At 53.4% G+C, this 18,493-nt stretch carries 18 protein-coding genes; 4 read left to right on the plus strand and 14 right to left on the minus strand.

What is annotated here, in order from left to right:
• Positions 1 to 22: 22 nt before the first annotated feature.
• From KNP71_RS07265 to KNP71_RS07320, 12 genes are all read right to left on the minus strand, one after another.
• Entirely contained in the window at positions 23 to 778 is a 756-nt protein-coding gene (locus KNP71_RS07265; RefSeq protein WP_214830386.1) for an alpha/beta hydrolase family protein, read from the minus strand.
• Entirely contained in the window at positions 759 to 1,232 is a 474-nt protein-coding gene (gene ytkD / locus KNP71_RS07270; protein ID WP_214830387.1) for an RNA deprotection pyrophosphohydrolase, read from the minus strand. The genes KNP71_RS07265 and ytkD overlap by 20 nt, the downstream gene beginning before the upstream one ends.
• 98 nt (positions 1,233 to 1,330) lie before the next feature.
• Positions 1,331 to 2,683, minus strand: coding sequence for a glucose-6-phosphate isomerase (locus KNP71_RS07275; RefSeq protein ID WP_029595138.1), 1,353 nt, complete (start codon positions 2,681 to 2,683; stop codon positions 1,331 to 1,333).
• A 106-nt stretch (positions 2,684 to 2,789) separates the two neighbouring features.
• Positions 2,790 to 3,953 (minus strand): iron-containing alcohol dehydrogenase, encoded by a 1,164-nt coding sequence (locus tag KNP71_RS07280; RefSeq protein ID WP_029595137.1) that lies wholly within the window; start codon positions 3,951 to 3,953, stop codon positions 2,790 to 2,792.
• Positions 3,954 to 4,021: 68 nt separating this feature from the next.
• Entirely contained in the window at positions 4,022 to 5,020 is a 999-nt protein-coding gene (locus KNP71_RS07285) for a Gfo/Idh/MocA family protein (RefSeq protein WP_021065545.1), read from the minus strand.
• A gap of 94 nt (positions 5,021 to 5,114) precedes the next feature.
• Positions 5,115 to 5,507: a S1 domain-containing post-transcriptional regulator GSP13 gene (yugI, locus tag KNP71_RS07290; RefSeq protein WP_016509788.1), complete on the minus strand. Its 393-nt coding sequence runs from the start codon at positions 5,505 to 5,507 to the stop codon at positions 5,115 to 5,117.
• 194 nt (positions 5,508 to 5,701) lie between these two features.
• Positions 5,702 to 6,946 (minus strand): lysine N(6)-hydroxylase/L-ornithine N(5)-oxygenase family protein, encoded by a 1,245-nt coding sequence (locus KNP71_RS07295; RefSeq protein ID WP_214830388.1) that lies wholly within the window; start codon positions 6,944 to 6,946, stop codon positions 5,702 to 5,704.
• Positions 6,947 to 7,004: 58 nt separating this feature from the next.
• Positions 7,005 to 8,192 (minus strand): aminotransferase, encoded by a 1,188-nt coding sequence (locus KNP71_RS07300; protein WP_214826872.1) that lies wholly within the window; start codon positions 8,190 to 8,192, stop codon positions 7,005 to 7,007.
• The gene (locus tag KNP71_RS07305; RefSeq protein ID WP_021065542.1) at positions 8,189 to 8,683 is read right to left on the minus strand and encodes an Lrp/AsnC family transcriptional regulator; all 495 of its coding nucleotides are present in this window, start codon (positions 8,681 to 8,683) and stop codon (positions 8,189 to 8,191) included. Before KNP71_RS07305 ends, KNP71_RS07300 begins: the two co-directional genes overlap by 4 nt.
• A gap of 3 nt (positions 8,684 to 8,686) precedes the next feature.
• On the minus strand, positions 8,687 to 9,487 hold the full coding sequence (locus tag KNP71_RS07310) for a glycosyltransferase family 2 protein (protein ID WP_021065541.1): 801 nt from the start codon (positions 9,485 to 9,487) through the stop codon (positions 8,687 to 8,689).
• The gene (locus KNP71_RS07315) at positions 9,484 to 9,732 is read right to left on the minus strand and encodes a NifU N-terminal domain-containing protein (protein WP_021065540.1); all 249 of its coding nucleotides are present in this window, start codon (positions 9,730 to 9,732) and stop codon (positions 9,484 to 9,486) included. The genes KNP71_RS07310 and KNP71_RS07315 overlap by 4 nt, the downstream gene beginning before the upstream one ends.
• A gap of 12 nt (positions 9,733 to 9,744) precedes the next feature.
• Positions 9,745 to 9,978, minus strand: a complete 234-nt coding sequence (locus KNP71_RS07320) for a DUF1871 family protein (RefSeq protein WP_131471319.1) — start codon at positions 9,976 to 9,978, stop codon at positions 9,745 to 9,747.
• A 509-nt stretch (positions 9,979 to 10,487) separates the two neighbouring features.
• On the opposite strand from KNP71_RS07320, the gene KNP71_RS07325 reads away from it, so the two are divergent.
• Genes KNP71_RS07325 through KNP71_RS07335 form a run of 3 tightly spaced genes read left to right on the plus strand, consistent with a single transcriptional unit; the run spans position 10,488 to position 14,288 of the window.
• Positions 10,488 to 12,755: a ribonucleoside-diphosphate reductase subunit alpha gene (locus KNP71_RS07325; RefSeq protein ID WP_035385654.1), complete on the plus strand. Its 2,268-nt coding sequence runs from the start codon at positions 10,488 to 10,490 to the stop codon at positions 12,753 to 12,755.
• Positions 12,756 to 12,784: 29 nt separating this feature from the next.
• The gene (locus KNP71_RS07330; protein ID WP_021065537.1) at positions 12,785 to 13,291 is read left to right on the plus strand and encodes a flavodoxin domain-containing protein; all 507 of its coding nucleotides are present in this window, start codon (positions 12,785 to 12,787) and stop codon (positions 13,289 to 13,291) included.
• Positions 13,248 to 14,288 (plus strand): ribonucleotide-diphosphate reductase subunit beta, encoded by a 1,041-nt coding sequence (locus KNP71_RS07335; RefSeq protein WP_021065536.1) that lies wholly within the window; start codon positions 13,248 to 13,250, stop codon positions 14,286 to 14,288. The genes KNP71_RS07330 and KNP71_RS07335 overlap by 44 nt, the downstream gene beginning before the upstream one ends.
• A gap of 54 nt (positions 14,289 to 14,342) precedes the next feature.
• On the opposite strand, the gene KNP71_RS07340 is transcribed toward KNP71_RS07335, so the two are convergent.
• Complete coding sequence (locus KNP71_RS07340) at positions 14,343 to 16,286, minus strand: N-acetylmuramoyl-L-alanine amidase (RefSeq protein WP_214830389.1); 1,944 nt, start codon at positions 16,284 to 16,286, stop codon at positions 14,343 to 14,345.
• Between the two features lie 127 nt (positions 16,287 to 16,413).
• Positions 16,414 to 17,202, minus strand: coding sequence for a MazG nucleotide pyrophosphohydrolase domain-containing protein (locus tag KNP71_RS07345; RefSeq protein ID WP_029595129.1), 789 nt, complete (start codon positions 17,200 to 17,202; stop codon positions 16,414 to 16,416).
• 85 nt (positions 17,203 to 17,287) lie between these two features.
• Between KNP71_RS07345 and ytvI the strand changes: the two genes are divergently transcribed.
• Positions 17,288 to 18,421: a sporulation integral membrane protein YtvI gene (gene ytvI / locus KNP71_RS07350; RefSeq protein ID WP_214830390.1), complete on the plus strand. Its 1,134-nt coding sequence runs from the start codon at positions 17,288 to 17,290 to the stop codon at positions 18,419 to 18,421.
• The last annotated feature ends 72 nt before the right edge of the window (positions 18,422 to 18,493 follow it).

Consider the following 18,493-nt stretch of genomic DNA (forward strand, 5'->3'; position numbering starts at 1 on the left):
GATTGCCGATTCGGCAGTCGTCTCATTTTTTTGAGTTGGCGAGCATCCAGTCCATCGCCGCATCGGTCGTCTTCCATTTTTCCCAGAACGGGAGTTGATGGGCGAACGGTACGACCCAAAGTTCGGCCCGCTCTCCCATCCGTTCCGCGACCGCCGTCGCATGGCGGAGGCGGACTTGTTCATCATCGGTGCCGTGAATCAACAACGTCGGTGCATCCCATTCCTTGTAGAGCGGCGAGCGCTCGACATAAGCGGCACGGGCCGCTTCCGGGTCGCCCCCGGTCATACGGCGCAACATCTTCCGCATCGAACGCTGTTCTTCATACGTCCACTCGAGATTGGTCACACCCGCCCATGACGTGACGGACGTGAGCGGTCGTTCCGCGGCGAGCGACAACGCCATCATGCCCCCGCGCGAGAAACCAAGGGCATGAATGAACGTATCCGTTCGACGGACGCGATCGTAGAGAGACAGGACGTCCTCTAGATCGGCGCCGCCAAAGTCCTCTTTCCCGCTCCCGCCATGGTTACCCCGGTAAACGGGCGCCACGACGTGAAAACCTTTGGCAGCGAACTGCATCAACCGGGGCAAACGCACATCCCCGATGCGTCCTGTTCCGCCGCGCAGATAGAACAGGACGTGCCCGTTCGGCCGTTTCGGTGTGATCGTATAGGCGACGACGTCCTCACCGTCACGCGTCGCATACCAGCCACGATGGACCGGATAACCGGCGTACGGCGGCAGGACCTCGATCTTGTCAAACCAATTGTTTTTCATAGAGCACCTTCATCGTTTCCGGGAGCACCCGGTCTTTCATCATAAAGCTGTACCGATTGTTCCGGAGCAGATTCGTCGGCAATTCCTTCATAAGGACGGCCCCATCGGTCTCGTCGACCGCCGGATGATCGTCGAAACGTTCGATTTCGGCGAAATAAATATTTTTAATGACCGTGTCGCCGCGCCCGAGCACGCGATATTGGCCGAGATAATGGAGCGTCTTCACGACACCACCCGTCTCTTCATACACTTCCCGAATCGCGGCGTCATCCTCGTGTTCGCCGGGTTCGACTTTCCCACCCGGAAACTCGAGTCCGCGCTGCTTGTGCTTCGTCAGCACCCATTGATTTTCAAAGCGAGCGACGACCCAGACGTGGAGCGGTGTATCCGAAAATGGATAGTGCGCAAAGCTCAACTCGACTTTATTGTGATAGTAGTCCATGAATGTCAACATAGTCCATCCCTTTCTTTCCCCTGTCTACTCTCACTTTACCTTGTCTTCCACTAGTTTCAAACAAAAAAATAGGCCCGCCGGAGCGGACCTACTCAAAATTATTGGTTCAAGCGCTTTTCAAGCTCAGCTTTTTGCTCTTCGTAACCTGGTTTTCCAAGCAAAGCGAACATGTTCGCTTTATACGCTTCAACGCCTGGTTGGTTGAACGGATTCACTCCGAGGATGTATCCGCTCATCGCGCATGCCTTCTCGAAGAAGTAGAACAAGTAACCGAGGTGGTACGGCGTCATCTCTGGCAATTCGACGACGAGGTTCGGGACTTCTCCGTCCGTGTGGGCGAGGAGTGTTCCTTCAGCTGCCTTGTCGTTGACGAATTGAATCGTCTCACCAGCGAGGAAGTTCAAGCCATCGAGGTCTTGTGAATCTTCCGGCACGTTCATCGCGTGACGGACGTTCGTGACACGGATAACCGTCTCGAACAAGTCACGACGACCTTCCTGAATGTATTGTCCCATCGAGTGGAGATCCGTCGAGAAGTCGACTGCCGCCGGGAAAATCCCTTTGTTGTCTTTCCCTTCTGACTCGCCATAAAGCTGTTTCCACCACTCCGATACGTAATGCAAGGCTGGTTCGTAGTTGACGAGCAACTCAATCGACTTGCCTTTCGCATATAAAGCGTTACGGACGACCGCGTACTGGTACGCTTCGTTGTCCGCCAAGTTCGGAGACGAGTAAGCCGTTTGGGCATCACGTGCACCTTCCATGAGGGCGTCGATGTCGATGCCTGCTGCCGCGATCGGAAGGAGTCCGACCGGTGTGAGCACCGAGAAGCGACCTCCAACGTCATCTGGAATCACGAACGTCTCGTAGCCTTCTGCATCCGCGAGCGTCTTCAAGGCGCCACGGGCACGGTCTGTCGTCGCATAAATGCGTTCACGTGCGCCATCTTGACCATACTTGTCTTCCATGAACTGTTTGAGGACACGGAACGCGATGGCCGGTTCAGTCGTCGTTCCCGATTTCGAGATGACGTTGACTGAGACGTCCTTGCCTTCGAGCACTTGGAGCAACTCCGTCAAGTATGTCGACGAGATGTTGTGGCCGGCGAAGAAGACTTGTGGTGCGTTGCGTTCTTCCTTAGATAACACGTTGAAGAATGAATGTTGGAGCATCTCGATTGCCGCGCGTGCGCCGAGGTATGATCCACCGATTCCGACGACGACGAGGACGTCCGAATTTTCACGGATTCGTTCCGCAGCCGCTTTGATGCGAGCAAACTCATCCGTATCGTAGTTTGTTGGAAGGTCGACCCACCCAAGGAAATCGCTACCTGCCCCACTGCGGTCATGAATGACCGAATGCATTGCTTTCACGGTTTCTTGCAATTGATCGACTTCATGTTCCCCGACGAAAGACAGGGCGTTTGAATAATCGAAACGTACTGTTGACATGTCATTTCCTCCTTTAAATCGCTCATTGAAGAGCCATACATGACCCATCATAAACGGAAACGTCGGATTCGTTCAATCATTATTGCAAAATAGGCATGAAATCGCCTTATTTGCTCAGTTCAAGAATCGCTGCGACGTCTTCACGTTCGAGCGTACGGAAGCGACCGAATGCGCCTCGTTTCATCGCCGAGTCGAGGATGGCGTCAAATGTCGATTCATCGATGTCATAGTCACGGAGTGAGCTTGGTGCACCGAGCTCGTCGAAGAAGGCGCGGACAGCTGCAATCGTCCGTTTCGCCGTCTCAAGATCGTTACCGGCCGGTTCAACGTTGAACACTTCCGTCCCGAGGCGTGCAAATCGAGCGGCGTTGTCTTCTTCAAGCACATGCTCCATCCAGCGCGGGAACAAGATTGCGAGTCCGCCTGCGTGTGGGATGTCATGGACAGCCGAGACCGCATGCTCGATGTTGTGTGACGCCCAGTCGCCCGAGGCGCCCATTTGGAGCACTCCGTTCAAGGCGATCGTTCCGGCGAACAAGATGATGGCGCGCAAGTCGACGTTCTCCAAGTCATTGACGAGTTTCGGTGCCGATTCGACGACCGCTTTCAACACGCCTTCCGTCATACGCTCTTGGACCGGCGCATGGTTCGGGTGGAAGTATTGCTCGAAACAATGACTCATCATATCGACGATGCCGTAAATCGTTTGATCTTTCGGTACCGATACCGTATAACGCGGATCGAGAATCGAGAACGTCGGATAGACAAGCGGGTGGCCCCAACCGTACTTCTCTTGCGTCTCCCAGTTCGTGATGACCGAGCCCGAGTTCATTTCAGAGCCAGTCGCTGCGAGCGTGAGCACCGTACCGAACGGGACCGCTTCTGTCGGGATGTGGTCGCGAAGCACGATATCCCAAGCGTCGCCTTCATACGGGATGGCCGCCGAGATGAGTTTCGTACAATCGATGACCGAACCACCGCCGACCGCGAGCAACGCGTCGATGTTCTCTTCGCGTGCTTGTTTGACCGCGCGACGTACCGTCTCGATGCGCGGGTTCGGCTCGACGCCTGAGAAGTCGACGTAGTCGATCCCAGCATTGTTTAACTCGGCCACGACTTCTTCGTACGTGCCGTTCTTTTTGATGCTCCCGCCTCCATAGACGAGCATCACTTTCTTGGCGTCAAGCGCCTGTAACTCGCTCGCGAGTTTTTCGATTTGATGAGTCCCGAAAATAAGTTTCGTCGGGTTTTTGTATTCAAAGTTGTGCATAATTCATCCTCCTTCGAAAATATGTAACACCTACACTATATACCCTGTTTTTTGTGATTGAAAAGCAATCAGGCCTGAGCGTAGATGCGGTCGATGATTGTATGGAGCGTCACCGCCTGTTCCGCTTGCTGGTACGACGGCTCCTGACGACACGCCTCGAGAAACGTGTGAATCTGTCTCGCATACGGGTCTTCGAGCGCGAGGTGAGCCGGTGTCTTATCGAACAACGCCCCGTGCTCTTCCGTATGGATGACGAGTGGGAACAGCGACGCGCCACCGTTCGTTCCACGCAGTTCGACCCGCATCGTGTCCGCCGCGTCGACGTTGGCCATGAAACTCGCGTCTAAGAACAAGGATGCCCCATTATCGAACGTGACCATCGCCCGCGCCGTGTCTTCGACCGAAAACGCGTCCGCGTCCCAATCGCCCATCAGCCCGACACCAGGTCGTGTTCCGAGATATTGACCGACGTGACCGACCACATCGACCGGCTTCGGATAATCCATCAAATAGAGGGCAAGGTCGAGCATATGCACCCCGATATCGAGCAGTGCGCCGCCGCCCTGCAACTCTTTATTCGTGAACACGCCCCATCCCGGGATGCCACGGCGCCGAAGGGCGAGCGCGGTCGCGGCATAGATGTGTCCGAGTTCACCCGCCTCGATCATCCGCTTCAATAGTTGGGTATCCGACCGATGCCGGTAATGGAAGCCATAATGAAGGGTTCGCTCAGCTCGTCTGGCCGCTTCTAGCATCTCGTTCGCCTCGTAAGCCGAGATGGCCGGCGGTTTCTCGCAGAGGACGTGACAGCCGGCCTCGAGTGCGGCAATGACTTGTTGTTTATGTAAGGCGTTCGGTGTACAGATGCTGACCGCATCGAGTGTCTCTTCGGCGAGCATCTCCTCGACCGTCTCGTACACCCGTTCGATTCCGAACTGCTTCGCCACCGCCTCCCCGCGTTCGCGTGTCCGATTCATAACGGCGACGACGTCTGCGCCTGCTGCGATGTATTGCGGGATATGGGCGGTCTTGGCAATCCCGCCCGTACCGATGATTCCGATTTTCATGGTCCTCACTCCTTTTCTGTACTGTTCGTGAACGTGTGGGACATTTCCTGTACAAAAAAAAGACGACCTGCACAAGGCAGGTCGTCTCAATCACTTACTTTTTGAAGTTCGTGTTTTTGATCCAGTCTTCGAGCTTGTCCTTGAGGACAGTGAAGCCTGGTGCTTCTTCTTGCTTGAAGTTTGAAGCTTCGTTGCGGCGTGGTGCGCCACGACGAGCTGGCTTAGCCGACTTCTCGCGTTTTGGAGCTTCTTGTGTTGCTTTCATTGAAAGCTTGATTTTCTTAGATGCTTCATCAACATCAAGAATTTTCACTTCAACTTCTTGACCGACTTGAACGTACTCGTTCACGTCTTTCACGTAGTCGTGTGAGATTTCAGAGATGTGGACAAGACCTTGAGTCTCGTCGTCGAGTGCGACGAACGCACCGAAAGGTTGGATTCCTGTTACTTTACCTTTTAAAACTTGATCTTTTTCGTATTTTGCCATTACAAACACTCCTATGCTAAATTCATCAACTTACTATAACATACTTTTTTCGATAAAGTGTACAAATTAGTAAAAAAGATTATTTGGGATTGTTTTTGTGTTTCAAAGTCGACGGGTCGGGTAAATACAAATCAAGCAAGACTTCAAGTATTCCCCCCTGATTCCGCTAGGCTAACGCCTAGCCCTTTTTTTGTTCAAAAACTTGTAAACGGTTGCTGCGCGGCCACATCAAACACCGTTTCCCCCATCATTTCATTCAACATGATTGCGTTTCGATACACTGCCATCCCCAAATTCGTCGCTGCCGGACCGTGCGAATGTTCTAAATTCGTATGGGTAAATAAACTTCCCGCCAACGTCGTCTTCGTCGCAATCTGATAGCGATTGTTGACACGCCACTGCTGCTCCGCCTCCCATTCGATGTCGAACCGTTCGACCCATGTCGGGATGCGCGGTCGATATCCGGTCGCCGCTACGACCGCATCATATTCACCCGTAAACGATTGCCCCGTATATTGTTGCGTCCCTTCGACAGTATAAACGATTTCGTGTGCGATGTGCTCGATTTCAATCTGAGTGTACAGGTTCGTCGCTTGATCACTTCCGTCCGCCGTCCGATGATACAAAAATCCATAAATCGCCCGAAGCGTCTCAGGATTGACCCCGTTCCGGAACCGCTCGAACGCTTTCCCGAGCTGCTCCCGCTCCGCATAGGGCAATTGATTGAAATAGTCGACATACGGCAAGCTGAAAATTTCCTCGCCGAGCTTACCGCTCTCTAGTGATTCGAACACATCCGAGCGCGTCACCCAATCGATGCGTTGGCGCATTTTATCGGACCGGGTCAATAAGTCGAGATACACTTCAGCCGCGCTTTGACCGCTACCGATGATGACGATGCGATCGGTTTCAAGCAAGCGCTCCCGCTCCATCCGATACGAACTCGTATGGACGACATCTTGGAAGGCGTCCGGGACAAGCGGTTCTGCTCCCGTACCAATGACGACGTGACGTGACGACAGCACCGTTTCCCCATCCGGTGTCTCGACCGTGACGAGAAACCCATCCGCCGCCGGACGGACATCGGTGACCCGGTGTGAGAACTTGATCGTGTCGAGCAAGGCGGCGACCGATTGTAAATACCGGTTGAACTCCGTCCGGGGAATTGTCGGGCTCTCCTGGACGATGAATGTCTGCAAGCGGCCGTTCTGTTTCAAATAGTTCAAATAACTGTGACGGTTCGTCGGATCGGCAAGCGTCACGAGATCATATAAGTAATGCGTCTGCATCGTCGCCGACTCGAGCAGCATGCCTTCGTGCCACTTGAAGTCGTCCCGTTCCTCAAAACAGACACCCTTCAATGAAGTCGCTTCACTGAGCGCCATCAATCCGAGATTGTACGGCCCACAGCCGATTGCTACAAAATCCACTTGTTCCATTGGCTTCACCTCGCTCGTCTTTTCCCACCTATTATACCGCTAAAACGTAAACAGACCCTCATCGCTGAGAGTCTGTTGTTGTTGTCGTCACCTCGAACTGTTTCATAAACCGATCGATGCGACGAATCGCTTCTTGTAACTGTTCGACCGACGTCGCGTAACTGGCACGGACGAAACCTTCGCCACTCGCACCGAACGCGTTGCCCGGTACGACCGCGACCCGTTCCTCGAGCAAGAGACGCTCGGCGAACTCTTCGCTCGTCAAGCCCGTGTGACGGATTGACGGGAAGGCATAGAACGCGCCTCCCGGCACGTGCGTCGGTAATCCGGCGTCATTGAGGGCCTGGATGAAGTAGTTACGGCGCTGTCGATAGCTCTTCACCATCTTCGGTACATGTTGGTCGCGACTACGGAGCGCCTCGAGACCGCCGAATTGGACGAGTGTCGGGGCACACATCATGCCGTATTGATGGACTTTGAGCATTTCTCGCGTCACGACTTCCGGCGCGCATGTGAACCCGAGCCGCCAGCCCGTCATCGCGAACGCCTTCGAGAACCCGTTGACGACAACCGTCCGCTCGCGCATATCGTGGAGCGTCGCGAAACTCGTGAACGGCTCATCGTAAGACAGCTCGGCATAAATCTCATCGCTGACGACCCAGAGATCGTGTTTCGTCGCGAGTTCCGCAATTTCGGTGAGCTCTTCGCCCGTCATCGTGGCCCCGGTCGGATTCGATGGGAAACAGAGGAGCATCGCCTTCGTCCGTTCGGTGATGGCCGCCTCGACATCGTCCCGGTTCAAACGGAACCCGTTCTCCGGACGACAGGCGACAGGAACGACCGTCCCGCCAGCGAGTTCGATGAGCGGTCCGTATGAAACGAAGGCCGGCTCGACGACGATGACCTCGTCACCCGGGTTGAGGAGTGCCCGGAACGCGATATCGAGCGCTTGCGATGCGCCCGTTGTGACAATCAATTCCGTCGCCGGATCATACGTCGCCCCGAAGCGGTCCGTCATATAACTCGCGATTTCTTGTCGCAATTCGAGGAGTCCTGCGTTGGCGCTATAAGCCGTATAACCTTGCTCGAGCGCTGCATAGCTCGCCTCGCGCACATTCCATGGCGTGATGAAATCTGGCTCCCCCACCCCGAGAGAGACGACGTTTTCCATCGTTTGCGCCAAATCGAAGAAGCGGCGGATGCCGGACGGCTTCATCGAGACGACTTGTTGAGATAGTGACTTCATGGCGTGATGTTCAACCGTTTGTCTTCGACTTGTGGGGTGAACAAGATACCATCGTGTTTATACGTCTTCAGTTTGAAGTGCGTCGTCGTCGAGACGACCGAATCGAGCGGTGACAGTTTATCCGACACGAACGACGCGACGTCTTGGAGTGAGTTTGCCCGAATGACGACTTGCAAATCGTAAGCCCCTGACATTAAATAGAGCGCCGTCACTTCCGGGAAGCGATAAATCCGCTCGGCGACCTCGTCGAAGCCGCGGCCACGTTTCGGTGTGACTTTGACGTCGATGAACGCCGTGACGTCGTGCCGATTGATTTTTTGCCAGTTGACCATCGCCCGGAAACCGAGCAAAATTCCGTCCGCCTTGAACTTCTCGAGCATCGCCTCAACGGTCGCCTCGTCTGTCGCTAGCAAGTTCGCCAACAATTTCGTCTCGAGGTAGCCTTTCTCTTCGAGCAACTCGAGCAGTTCTAATTCTTTCGATGTGTACATAATTTATTCTCCTTCCGTTCTACCGGGGAACGCCCCTGTGAACGTTCTCTCTGTCTGTCTCACGTAGTCCCGTCGCTCGGCTTGAACGATATGGAAGTTTTTCATCTCCATATTGACGAGGCCGTGCTTGTGACAGAACCGATCAAAGTAACGACGACGCGTCTCATCTTGTTTGGCCGACAGATTGTCCGTGCCGTTGAACGCGTATAGCACGGTCGCGCGCGCGGGATGCCGAATCGTCCCGACTTCGCTGACACGTAGAATGAAATCCCAGTCCCAGTAGTTATAGACATCCTCGTCGAACGGTCCAATCGTCTCGTGGAGCTGTTTTCGATACAGCGTGCCGGACGGGATGAACGTCGAGTCTTGACGGAGTCGTTCCAAATCGAGGTCGTAGGCGAACGCCTCCCAGTCGGTGACGCGTCGGCGTCCGTCTTCCCATATGAAGCGGAACAGTTCCGCATCCGTGAAGACGAGGTCGGCCGCGCGGATGTCCTCGAGCGCCTGCTCGAGATGTGTCGGCATGAGCAGATCGTCATCGTCGAGCAACAAGACATACTCGCCGTTCGCCTCTTGCACGCCGAGATTGCGGGCTTTGACGTGATGGTTCTCGCCAAGTTCGATATAACGAATCGACAATCGATTCAAAAAAGGCGCCAAAAGATGCTGTTTTGGCGGCCCGTCATTATTGATTACAAGTACTTCGAACTGTTGAAACGTCTGGACGACCAGGCTTTCCAGCAGTTCGGTCAGTTCTGTCTCCCGTGAATAGACCGGGATGACGATGGAAACGAGCGGGTTCATCCGCGGTAAGCAGTTTCGACGTGTGGCAAGATTGTTTCCCAGCTCACGCCATTCTCTTTTGATACCGTGACGAAATCGCCATAAGCGAATACGCTCTCCACGCCTTCGATGGCGACGAGTTTCGCGAGAAGCGGTTGGTCCGTCTCTTCGCCAGCTTTTACGCTTTGGCTTTTCGCGCCGAAGACGTTCTCAGGAAGTGTGATTTTCATTGCATTTGGATTCGGTGTTGGATCGATACGTAACATCGTGGTTCCCCCTTATAAGTGACAAGATTCTGAAGACGCGAGTAAGTGTGCCGCCATGGCCCGTGTTTCCGATTCGGTCGGACAGTCGCCGAACGCGTCTGTCAAAATCCGGCGAATCGTTTCATCCAACTCATCGATCGTGTCGATGTGGATGAGCGCCAAGGCGATATTATCAAACTCTGGTCCATACGACCCAAGCCCGTAACCGAGTGGGTCCCATGCTAATAATAAGTCTTCTGCTCTCATTTGTTAAACCCTTCTTTTTACCTTGATTTCAAATCGTACTCCCTCAATCTACCTCACTTTTCAATCCGATGCTAGTGAGCGTTCGAATTTCCCTCGTTTTCAAAAACAAGCGACCACTATATATAGTAATGAATCAACAGTGAAAAGAAGCAGGGTTTTCTCGAAAAATAACGAAGGCGACTGCCGAATGAGGTCGTTCGCTTCTCGATTGACCGCTTACATAAAAATGAATGTGCTGTCGTTTAACCGTCGCTCAAACTTTTTTCTATCTCAAATCTCATCTCAAATCGGATGACAGCGCCGTTTTTGAGTAAAAGTAATTCAAGCGTCTGCAGTTTGCCGAATGTCAAGATTGCAAAACTAAATATAGGTGATTTATGATTAAAAAGACAAGAAAACGTCAATATATAGTTAACGGATATTTATCACGTTCAGCTTACATTGACGTCGTATCGGACAAGTTCCGCTATACCTTTATAATATCTACATCCGAAGAAGGAGTGATCGTTTTGACATCCCCTATCCACCACGAGACGCTGTTGGCTGCGACGCCAACGCTCGCTGACGTCTCGACATTGATCCAATCCCTTAAACAACGCTACCCACAGCTCAGTGTTGAACGATATGAAGAACGGGCCGTTCGGGCGCTCGAAGGAAAGACACTGACACAAGATGTAGTATATGAACTCTTGACGATGCACGCCCTCGACATGTTGCAGGCAGAAGAGCCGGACTGGACGTTCGTCGCCACTGAGATGTACTTAAACCGCCTCTATTTAGAAGCGGCACGAAACCGTGGCTATGACGCCTCGATGCGTTACGGCGCGCTCTATCCGATGATTGAGACGCTCACGACAAAAGGCATCTTCACGTCGGCCCTACTCGATACGTACTCAAAAGAAGACATTGCCTACTTGGAGACGTTGATTGACCCGTCACGCGACCGCATGTTCACTTACATCGGTCTCCGGACGTTGTCGGACCGTTATCTCGGCCGTGACCATGTCAAGAACCTATACGAGTTACCGCAAGAGCGGTTCATGGTCATCGCCATGACGCTCATGCAAAAGGAGAACGCCGACCAGCGCGTCAAACTCGTCGAAGAAGCGTACTGGGCACTCTCGAACCTCTATATGACGGTTGCCACACCGACGCTCTCGAACGCCGGGAAATCGTACGGGCAGCTCAGCTCATGCTTCATCGATACGGTCGATGACTCACTCCGCGGCATCTACGATTCGAACACGGACGTGGCCACGCTCTCGAAAGGCGGCGGCGGGATCGGCGTCTATCTCGGCAAGATCCGCTCACGCGGCAGTGACATCAAAGGCTTCAAAGGTGTCTCGAGCGGCGCGCTCCCTTGGATGAAACAGTTGAACAACACGGCCGTCTCGGTCGACCAGCTCGGCATGCGCCAAGGCTCGATTGCCGTCTACCTCGACATTTGGCATAAGGACATCTTCGAGTTCCTCGATGCGAAATTAAATAACGGGGACGAGCGTCTCCGGACCCACGATTTGTTCACGGGCGTCTGTTTGCCAGACTTGTTCATGCGTACGGTCGAAGCCCGCGGTGACTGGCACTTGTTCGACCCGCACGAGATCCGGACGGTCATGGGCTTCAGCCTCGAAGACTTCTACGATGAGACAGAGAACGGCGGTTCATTCACGGAGAAATACATGGCGTGCGTCAATACGCCTGAACTGACTCGCGTCACGGTGCCGGCCATCGACCTCGTCAAACGGTACATGCGCTCACAGCTCGAGACAGGAACGCCTTACATGTTCTTCCGCGACGCCGTGAACCGTGCCAACCCGAACAAACACGCCGGCATGATTTACAGCTCGAACCTCTGCTCAGAGATCGCGCAAAACATGTCGCCGACGACAATCGATGAAGAGTACACGGAAGACGGAAAAATCGTCATTACGAAGACCCCTGGTGACTTCGTCGTCTGTAACTTGAGCTCAATCGCCCTCGCCCGGGCCGTCAAATCGGACGTCCTCGAGCGACTCATCCCGATTCAAATGCGGATGCTCGATAACGTCATCGACTTGAACACGATCGAAGTGCCACAAGCGATGATCACGAACCAGAAATACCGCGCCGTCGGACTCGGCACGTTCGGCTGGCATCACTTGCTCGCACTTGAAGGCATCCGTTGGGAATCGGTCGATGCCGTCCAATACGCGGAGAAGCTGTACGAGAAAATCGCCTACTTGACGATTCAAGCCTCGATGGAACTCGCCAAAGAAAAAGGCGCGTTCGGGGTCTTCGAAGGATCGGAATGGCACACGGGTGAGTACTTCAAGCGCCGCAACTACCGCTCACACGACGAACTCGATTGGGACGGTCTCGCCGCAGCGGTCCATCAAAACGGTGTCCGCAACGCCTATATGATGGCGGTCGCTCCGAACTCGTCGACGGCCATCATCGCTGGCAGCACCGCGTCAATCGACCCGGTCTATAAGAAGGTCTACTCGGAAGAGAAGAAAAACTATAAGATTCCGGTGACGGTCCCTGACCTCAACTCGGAGACGAACTGGTTCTATAAATCAGCGTTCGAAGTCGATCAACTCTGGAGCATCCGTCAAAACGCGGCGCGCCAGCGTCACATCGACCAAGCAATCAGCTTCAACCTGTACGTCAAAAACGACGTCAAAGCGACCGAACTCCTCTCGATGCACCTCGAGGCGTGGTCGCTCGGAATGAAATCAATCTACTACACGCGTTCGACGACTGTTGAAGTCGACGAATGTGAATCGTGTGCTTCATAACGTCACGTAACAGAAAGGTGGGAACGACCATGCACATCGCCATCGTCTATAGTTCCATGAGTGGAAATACAGAAGAAGTCGCCGAGCTGATTCAGGAAAGCCACGTTAATCGGGGTGACCGCGTCGTCTTGTTCGAGGCGGACCGCATCGGCCATCGCGAAGCCCGATCGCTCGCCACGTACGACCTCGTCTATTTCGGGTCGTACACGTGGGCCGACGGCGTCTTGCCGGACGAGATGAAAGACACGTTCCGGCTCGTCTTGAAAGAGCTCGACGTGCCGCTTCGCCAAGCCGCCGTATTCGGGACCGGGGACAAGATGTTCGTCCACTTCTGTCGAGCGGTCGATGAGATGGCGTACCACCTTTCGAAATACGGGATCCCCCTCGCCGGTGAAACGTTGAAAATCGAGCAATCACCGCGCAATCAACCGTACAACGTCCGTCATTGGGCCGAACGGTTGGCTAGAAACGCCGAAGAAGGAGTATATGTCCATGAACATTCAAAAGATCAAACTACTGTCGCCCAAACATCCTAACCGGGCGACAGCCATTATCGGGGGCGAGACGAGTTCCATCGTGAATTGGAACGACATCGCCTATCCACAGTTTTATACCATCTATAAGCAACTGCTCTCGAACTTTTGGATCCCGGATGAGATTTCGATGTCCAAAGACATGCAGCAATGGCCACAGTTGACGGAGCGCGAGCAGGATGCCTTCAAACGCATCATCGGTCTGCTGTCAATCCTTGACTCGGTGCAGACGCGTTACATCCTCGAGTCATCAATGTTCTCATCCGACTCGTCGGTGCACGCCGTGCTCGCCGTCATCGCTCAGCAAGAAGTCGTCCATAACCAATCGTATAGCTACGTCCTCTCGAGCCTCGTCCCGCTCAGCGAACAAAATCGTATTTTCGATATCGCCAAGGACGACGAGATGGTCATGAAACGCAATCAATTCATCTTGGACTTATATGAGGACTTCCGCGCCGATCAAACGGCCGAGACGTTTGCCAAATCGCTCGTCGCCTCGATCATTCTCGAAGGCATCAACTTCTATTCCGGTTTCGCCTACTTCTATAACTTGGCGCGCCATCAGAAGATGGTCGGCACGTCGACGATGATCAGTTACATCCAGCGCGACGAGATGCAGCATTCCTACTTCGTCAGCCAGTTGCTCCGGGCCGTCTTGACGGAAAATCCGGAGATTGACGCGGACGGTAGCTTCAGCCAGTTCGTCTACGACACGATGGCGGAAGCCGTCGACCTTGAAATCGAATGGTGTGAGTATGTGTTGCGTGACCTCGATGGACTCGACGTCAGCGAGATGCGCGACTACGTCAAATACCTCGCCAACAAGCGTCTCCGCGTCATCGGCTTGAACGATCTGTATGAAGGGTTCAATGAGGATGTCATGCCATGGATTCGCGCTTATTCAGATGATTCATTGAACGCGACCAAGTCAGACTTCTTTGAACAAAAATCACGTTCGTACGCGAAAGTCACCGACGCCAACGGCTTCGACGACCTGTAAGCACAAAATCCCCCGACTCACGATGAGTCGGGGGATTTTTATAATGAATGAAGCTTAATGATAGGCACGTACATATTGGGCAATTCCTTCTGCGACGCCTTCCGCCATCCGTTGACGCGAGGTGTTATTTCGTAAATGTGTGACGTCTTGCGGAGATGAGATGAAGCCAAGTTCGACGAGGGCCGATGGCATCGTATTATAACTGATGACATAATAGTTCGCCGTCTTGACGCCACGGTTCGTCATCCCGGACATTTTCCCCATCAGATTGGATTGGATATTCGTCGCCAGGACACGGCTCTTGGCGCTATGGGCCGAATAAGACGAATAGAATGTTTCGACCCCTTTGGCCGCAGGCGTCGTCGCTGCGTTTGTATGCAAGCTGACGAACAAGTTGCCGCGAAGTGTCTTAGCGGTCTGAACGCGTTGATCGAGCGTCAAATAGACGTCCGTCGAGCGCGTTAACCGGACTTGATATCCATATTTCGACCGAAGATACGTCTCGACCCGCTTCGTCACGTCGAGGACGATCGTCTTCTCATAAAGTGATCCATTGACCGCTCCCGGGTCACCGCCTCCATGTCCCGCATCGAGGACGATGACGGCGCCACTCGTTGCATTCGGTTTAAGCGTCATCGCGTAAGCCGTTGAGATGTAGCCATCGCGGCCATTGTACTTGATTTTATAGAAACCGTTCGCCGAACCGTAATGGTCGACTTGAGTCCCGTGCGTGAGGCGACCGAGAACCGCCGAGCTCGCCGAAGCGCTCGCCCGAACGTTCAACACGTCTCCTGGTGTATTCGTGTACACTTTCCCTTTCGGCGTGGCCGCAGGGGCGGCCGGGGCCTTTCCAGCCGTCAGCCAAGACGTTGGCGTATAGAACGTCTCCGTTCCGATATAGACGACCGACCAGCTCGAATTATGTTTACTGTAAGTCACGGTCGTATACTTCGGCAATACGCGAGCGACCGGTGAAGACTGAAGCGTTTTCTTGTAGAGGTTCGCATTCCGATTCGCATAGCCTTGTACTTTTTGAATGACCGGTGGCTTCGCTACCGGCGGTTTTGCTACCGGAGGCGCACCCGTCGTGATCCCAACTGTCGGCGTGTAGTACGTCTCGTTCCCGAGATAGACGACCGACCAGCTCGTGTTGTACTTGCTCGAGACGACCTTCGACTTAATCGGCAATACCTTCAACACCGTTGAACGTTGATTGCGCTGACCGAACAGCTTCAACTCACGGTTCGCGTAACCATTCGTTTTCACTACTGGCGGTTTTGTCGTCGCCGGAGGAGTGGCTGGCGCTCCCGACGTAATCCAAGCGGTCGGCGTGAAGAACGTCTCATTGCCGAGATAGACGATTGACCAGCTCGTATTGTACTTGCTCGAGACGACTTTCGACTTGACCGGAAGCACCTTCAATACGGTCGACCGTTGATTTCGTTCACCGAACAGCTTCAACGATCGGTTGGCATAACCATCCTCTTTCGTCACGGTCGGTGTCGAGGCGACGACTTTCGGGGCAATGTATGCTTTGGCCGCATAATACGTTTTGCCGCCGATATACACTTTTGCCCAAGACGAGTTGTGGACCGCATATTGGACGGTCGTGCCTTTTTTGAGCGTCCGATAGACAGTCGCTTTGCTATGGGCGGACACACGGATATTCAAGTTGACCGTGGTCACGCCTGTCGAAGTGGCCGCTTGCTTCGTTACGGTCGAAGATGGTGTAGCGATTCGCTTGATATACTGTGCTGAAGCATAATACGTACGACTGTTTAAATATATTTTGCTCCACTCTTTGTTATAAGTTCCATATTTTACTTTTGTTCCCTTTTTTAGCGTTTGAATCAATTTCCCGTTCGTGCTCGGTGTAGCGCGCACATTCAGATTGACAGTTGTTTCTCCTTCCAAAGTAGCCGCTTCAGCTGACGGTATTTGGATTGAAAACAACAAGACGATCATGATGAGGGCAAGTTTAAAAAGCTTCATATTCATCCAAAATATTCCTTTCTTCTACGCGCATCGCAACTGACAACACCTTCATAGTAGCACATTGCTTTTATTAAAAAAGTAAATATTTGAAAAAATTATGAATACTTTTTACAAAAAAGGGGAATGTTTTTTACCCTTGTTTTCGAACAATCAAGAACGAATCGGCACCATGCCGCTCGGTCTCGACCACGAAAGAGTCCGGGAGCTGGAAAGCTGCAGTCAACGAGCCGTTTGTTTGGAGCGGAGGCTCTGGCTGACGGATCACGAATCCATCAAGCCCTTCCACTTCGGCAATTTTTAAAAATCGCGTCAAATGCCTTTCTCGCTCTCTATATCGGCTCGCCTCCTCGAAAGGTTTAGCCGCCACCCCACCCCAATAGCGTCCTTCGACATACGCCACGTAGGCGCGGACCGACGCTTCCGTGATCGGGTCCGGGGTATGGTCGAAACGTCCGAAGTCCCGGGATGACTTGTCTTCGATGAGTGAGACAATCGCTGCATATAAATCAAAGTCGTTTTGGGACGCAAGGTCGAGGACCGCTCGTTGGACAGCCTCGATATGTCGCTGCAACGAACCCGCCGTCGCGGACGCCTTCAGTTTTTTGTCCCCTTCATAGGCGTTTAAAATCCGTCCGACTTCCCCGGCCTCACGAACGAGCCGATAGTACGTCTTGTCCTGCGCCTCCTGACCATTTCCGGCCTCTTGACGCTGAAGCGTGATGGCGTACTGGTTCGCCAGACACGTCGAAATGACGAACACGTCCATCAGTTCTTCCCGTAGCGCCGATTGGTCGTTCGCATACAATGCTCCACCGACTTCACCGACTTCTTCTAGCAGTCGGGCCAACCCCGATAGCGGCCGCCAATAGCCACCTAAATGAATAATCATTTGATCGATTCGTCGTTGTAATTCCTTCATATTTAATCACCTATCCATCCTCTTTATTTACCGCCTGCGTGGTATACTATGCTCAATCAAATTGTTAGGAAAGGGGCTATGCATCTTGTCGCCAGCCAGACTATGGCAATTACTTCGTTTCCTGCTCGTCATTATCGGCCTCGTCTTCGTCATCTGGGGACTGAGTGTCCTCTTCACGTACACGTATCCATTCGTGTTCGCTCTCTTGTTATCCTTGTTGACGGTCCCACTCGTCAATTGGTTCGAGCGTGAGACCAAGTTACCACGCGCCCTCGGCACACTCGTTTCTTTGTTGATTGTCATGAGCGTCGTCAGCGGAATCATCGCCATCGTCGTGACGCAACTCATTCGCTACTTGACGATTGCCGCCGAAAAACTGCCTGCCCAGATTGAAACGTTCACCGAATACATACAACGCCTATTCAATGAAAAACTCGCCCCGTTGGTCAACGATGCGTACGATAGCATCCAACGGCTGAACCCCGAACAGGCGAACTCGCTCGAAGGCGGTATCACCGAAATCGGTGTCCAACTCGGCGCCGCGATCGGCGTCTTGTCCCGAGGTGTCGCCGGCTTGTTGCAGGACATCTTGAGCGCGTTGCCGCTCGTCTTGCTCTTGTTCATCGTCATCGTGCTCGCCTGGTTCTTCATCACGAAAGACTGGCCGGACTATATGAAGTCCATCGCTCGCTTGAATGAACGAAAAGGCTTCAAGGAGTTCGAGCTCGTCATGACGAATTTACGCTCGGCGCTGTTCGGTTACGTCCGCGCGCAATTGACGCTCATCTCGATCACGTTCGGAATCGTCTTAATCGGCATGTTCATCCTTCGTGTCGACAACCCGTTCTCGTTCGCCCTGCTCGCGGCCATCTTTGACTTGTTGCCGTACCTCGGTGTCGGGACGCTGTTATTGCCGTGGGCCGCCTATGCCGCCGTCACGGGCGAATGGTTCCTCGCGATTGGGCTCGTCGTCCTCTATATCGTCGTTATCGTGCAACGCAATCTGGCCGAACCGAAAATCGTCGGCTCTCACATCGGCCTCGACCCGCTCGCCGCCCTCATCTCGATTTTTGTCGGACTCCAGCTGTTCGGGGTACTCGGCTTCATTTTAGGGCCGGTATTGGCCGTCCTGCTTAAAGCCCTCTATAACGCCCAAGTGTTCCACTATATGTGGAAGTTCGTCATCGGGCCGACGACACCAAAAGAGGCTGGGACATAACTCAGTAGATTTATAAGAAAGAGGCCACCTGGCGCGACTCGTTCGCGCCAGGTGGCCTCTTCTCCTTTTTAT

Source organism: Exiguobacterium sp. s56 (assembly GCF_018618255.1).
Taxonomy (GTDB): domain Bacteria; phylum Bacillota; class Bacilli; order Exiguobacteriales; family Exiguobacteriaceae; genus Exiguobacterium; species Exiguobacterium chiriqhucha.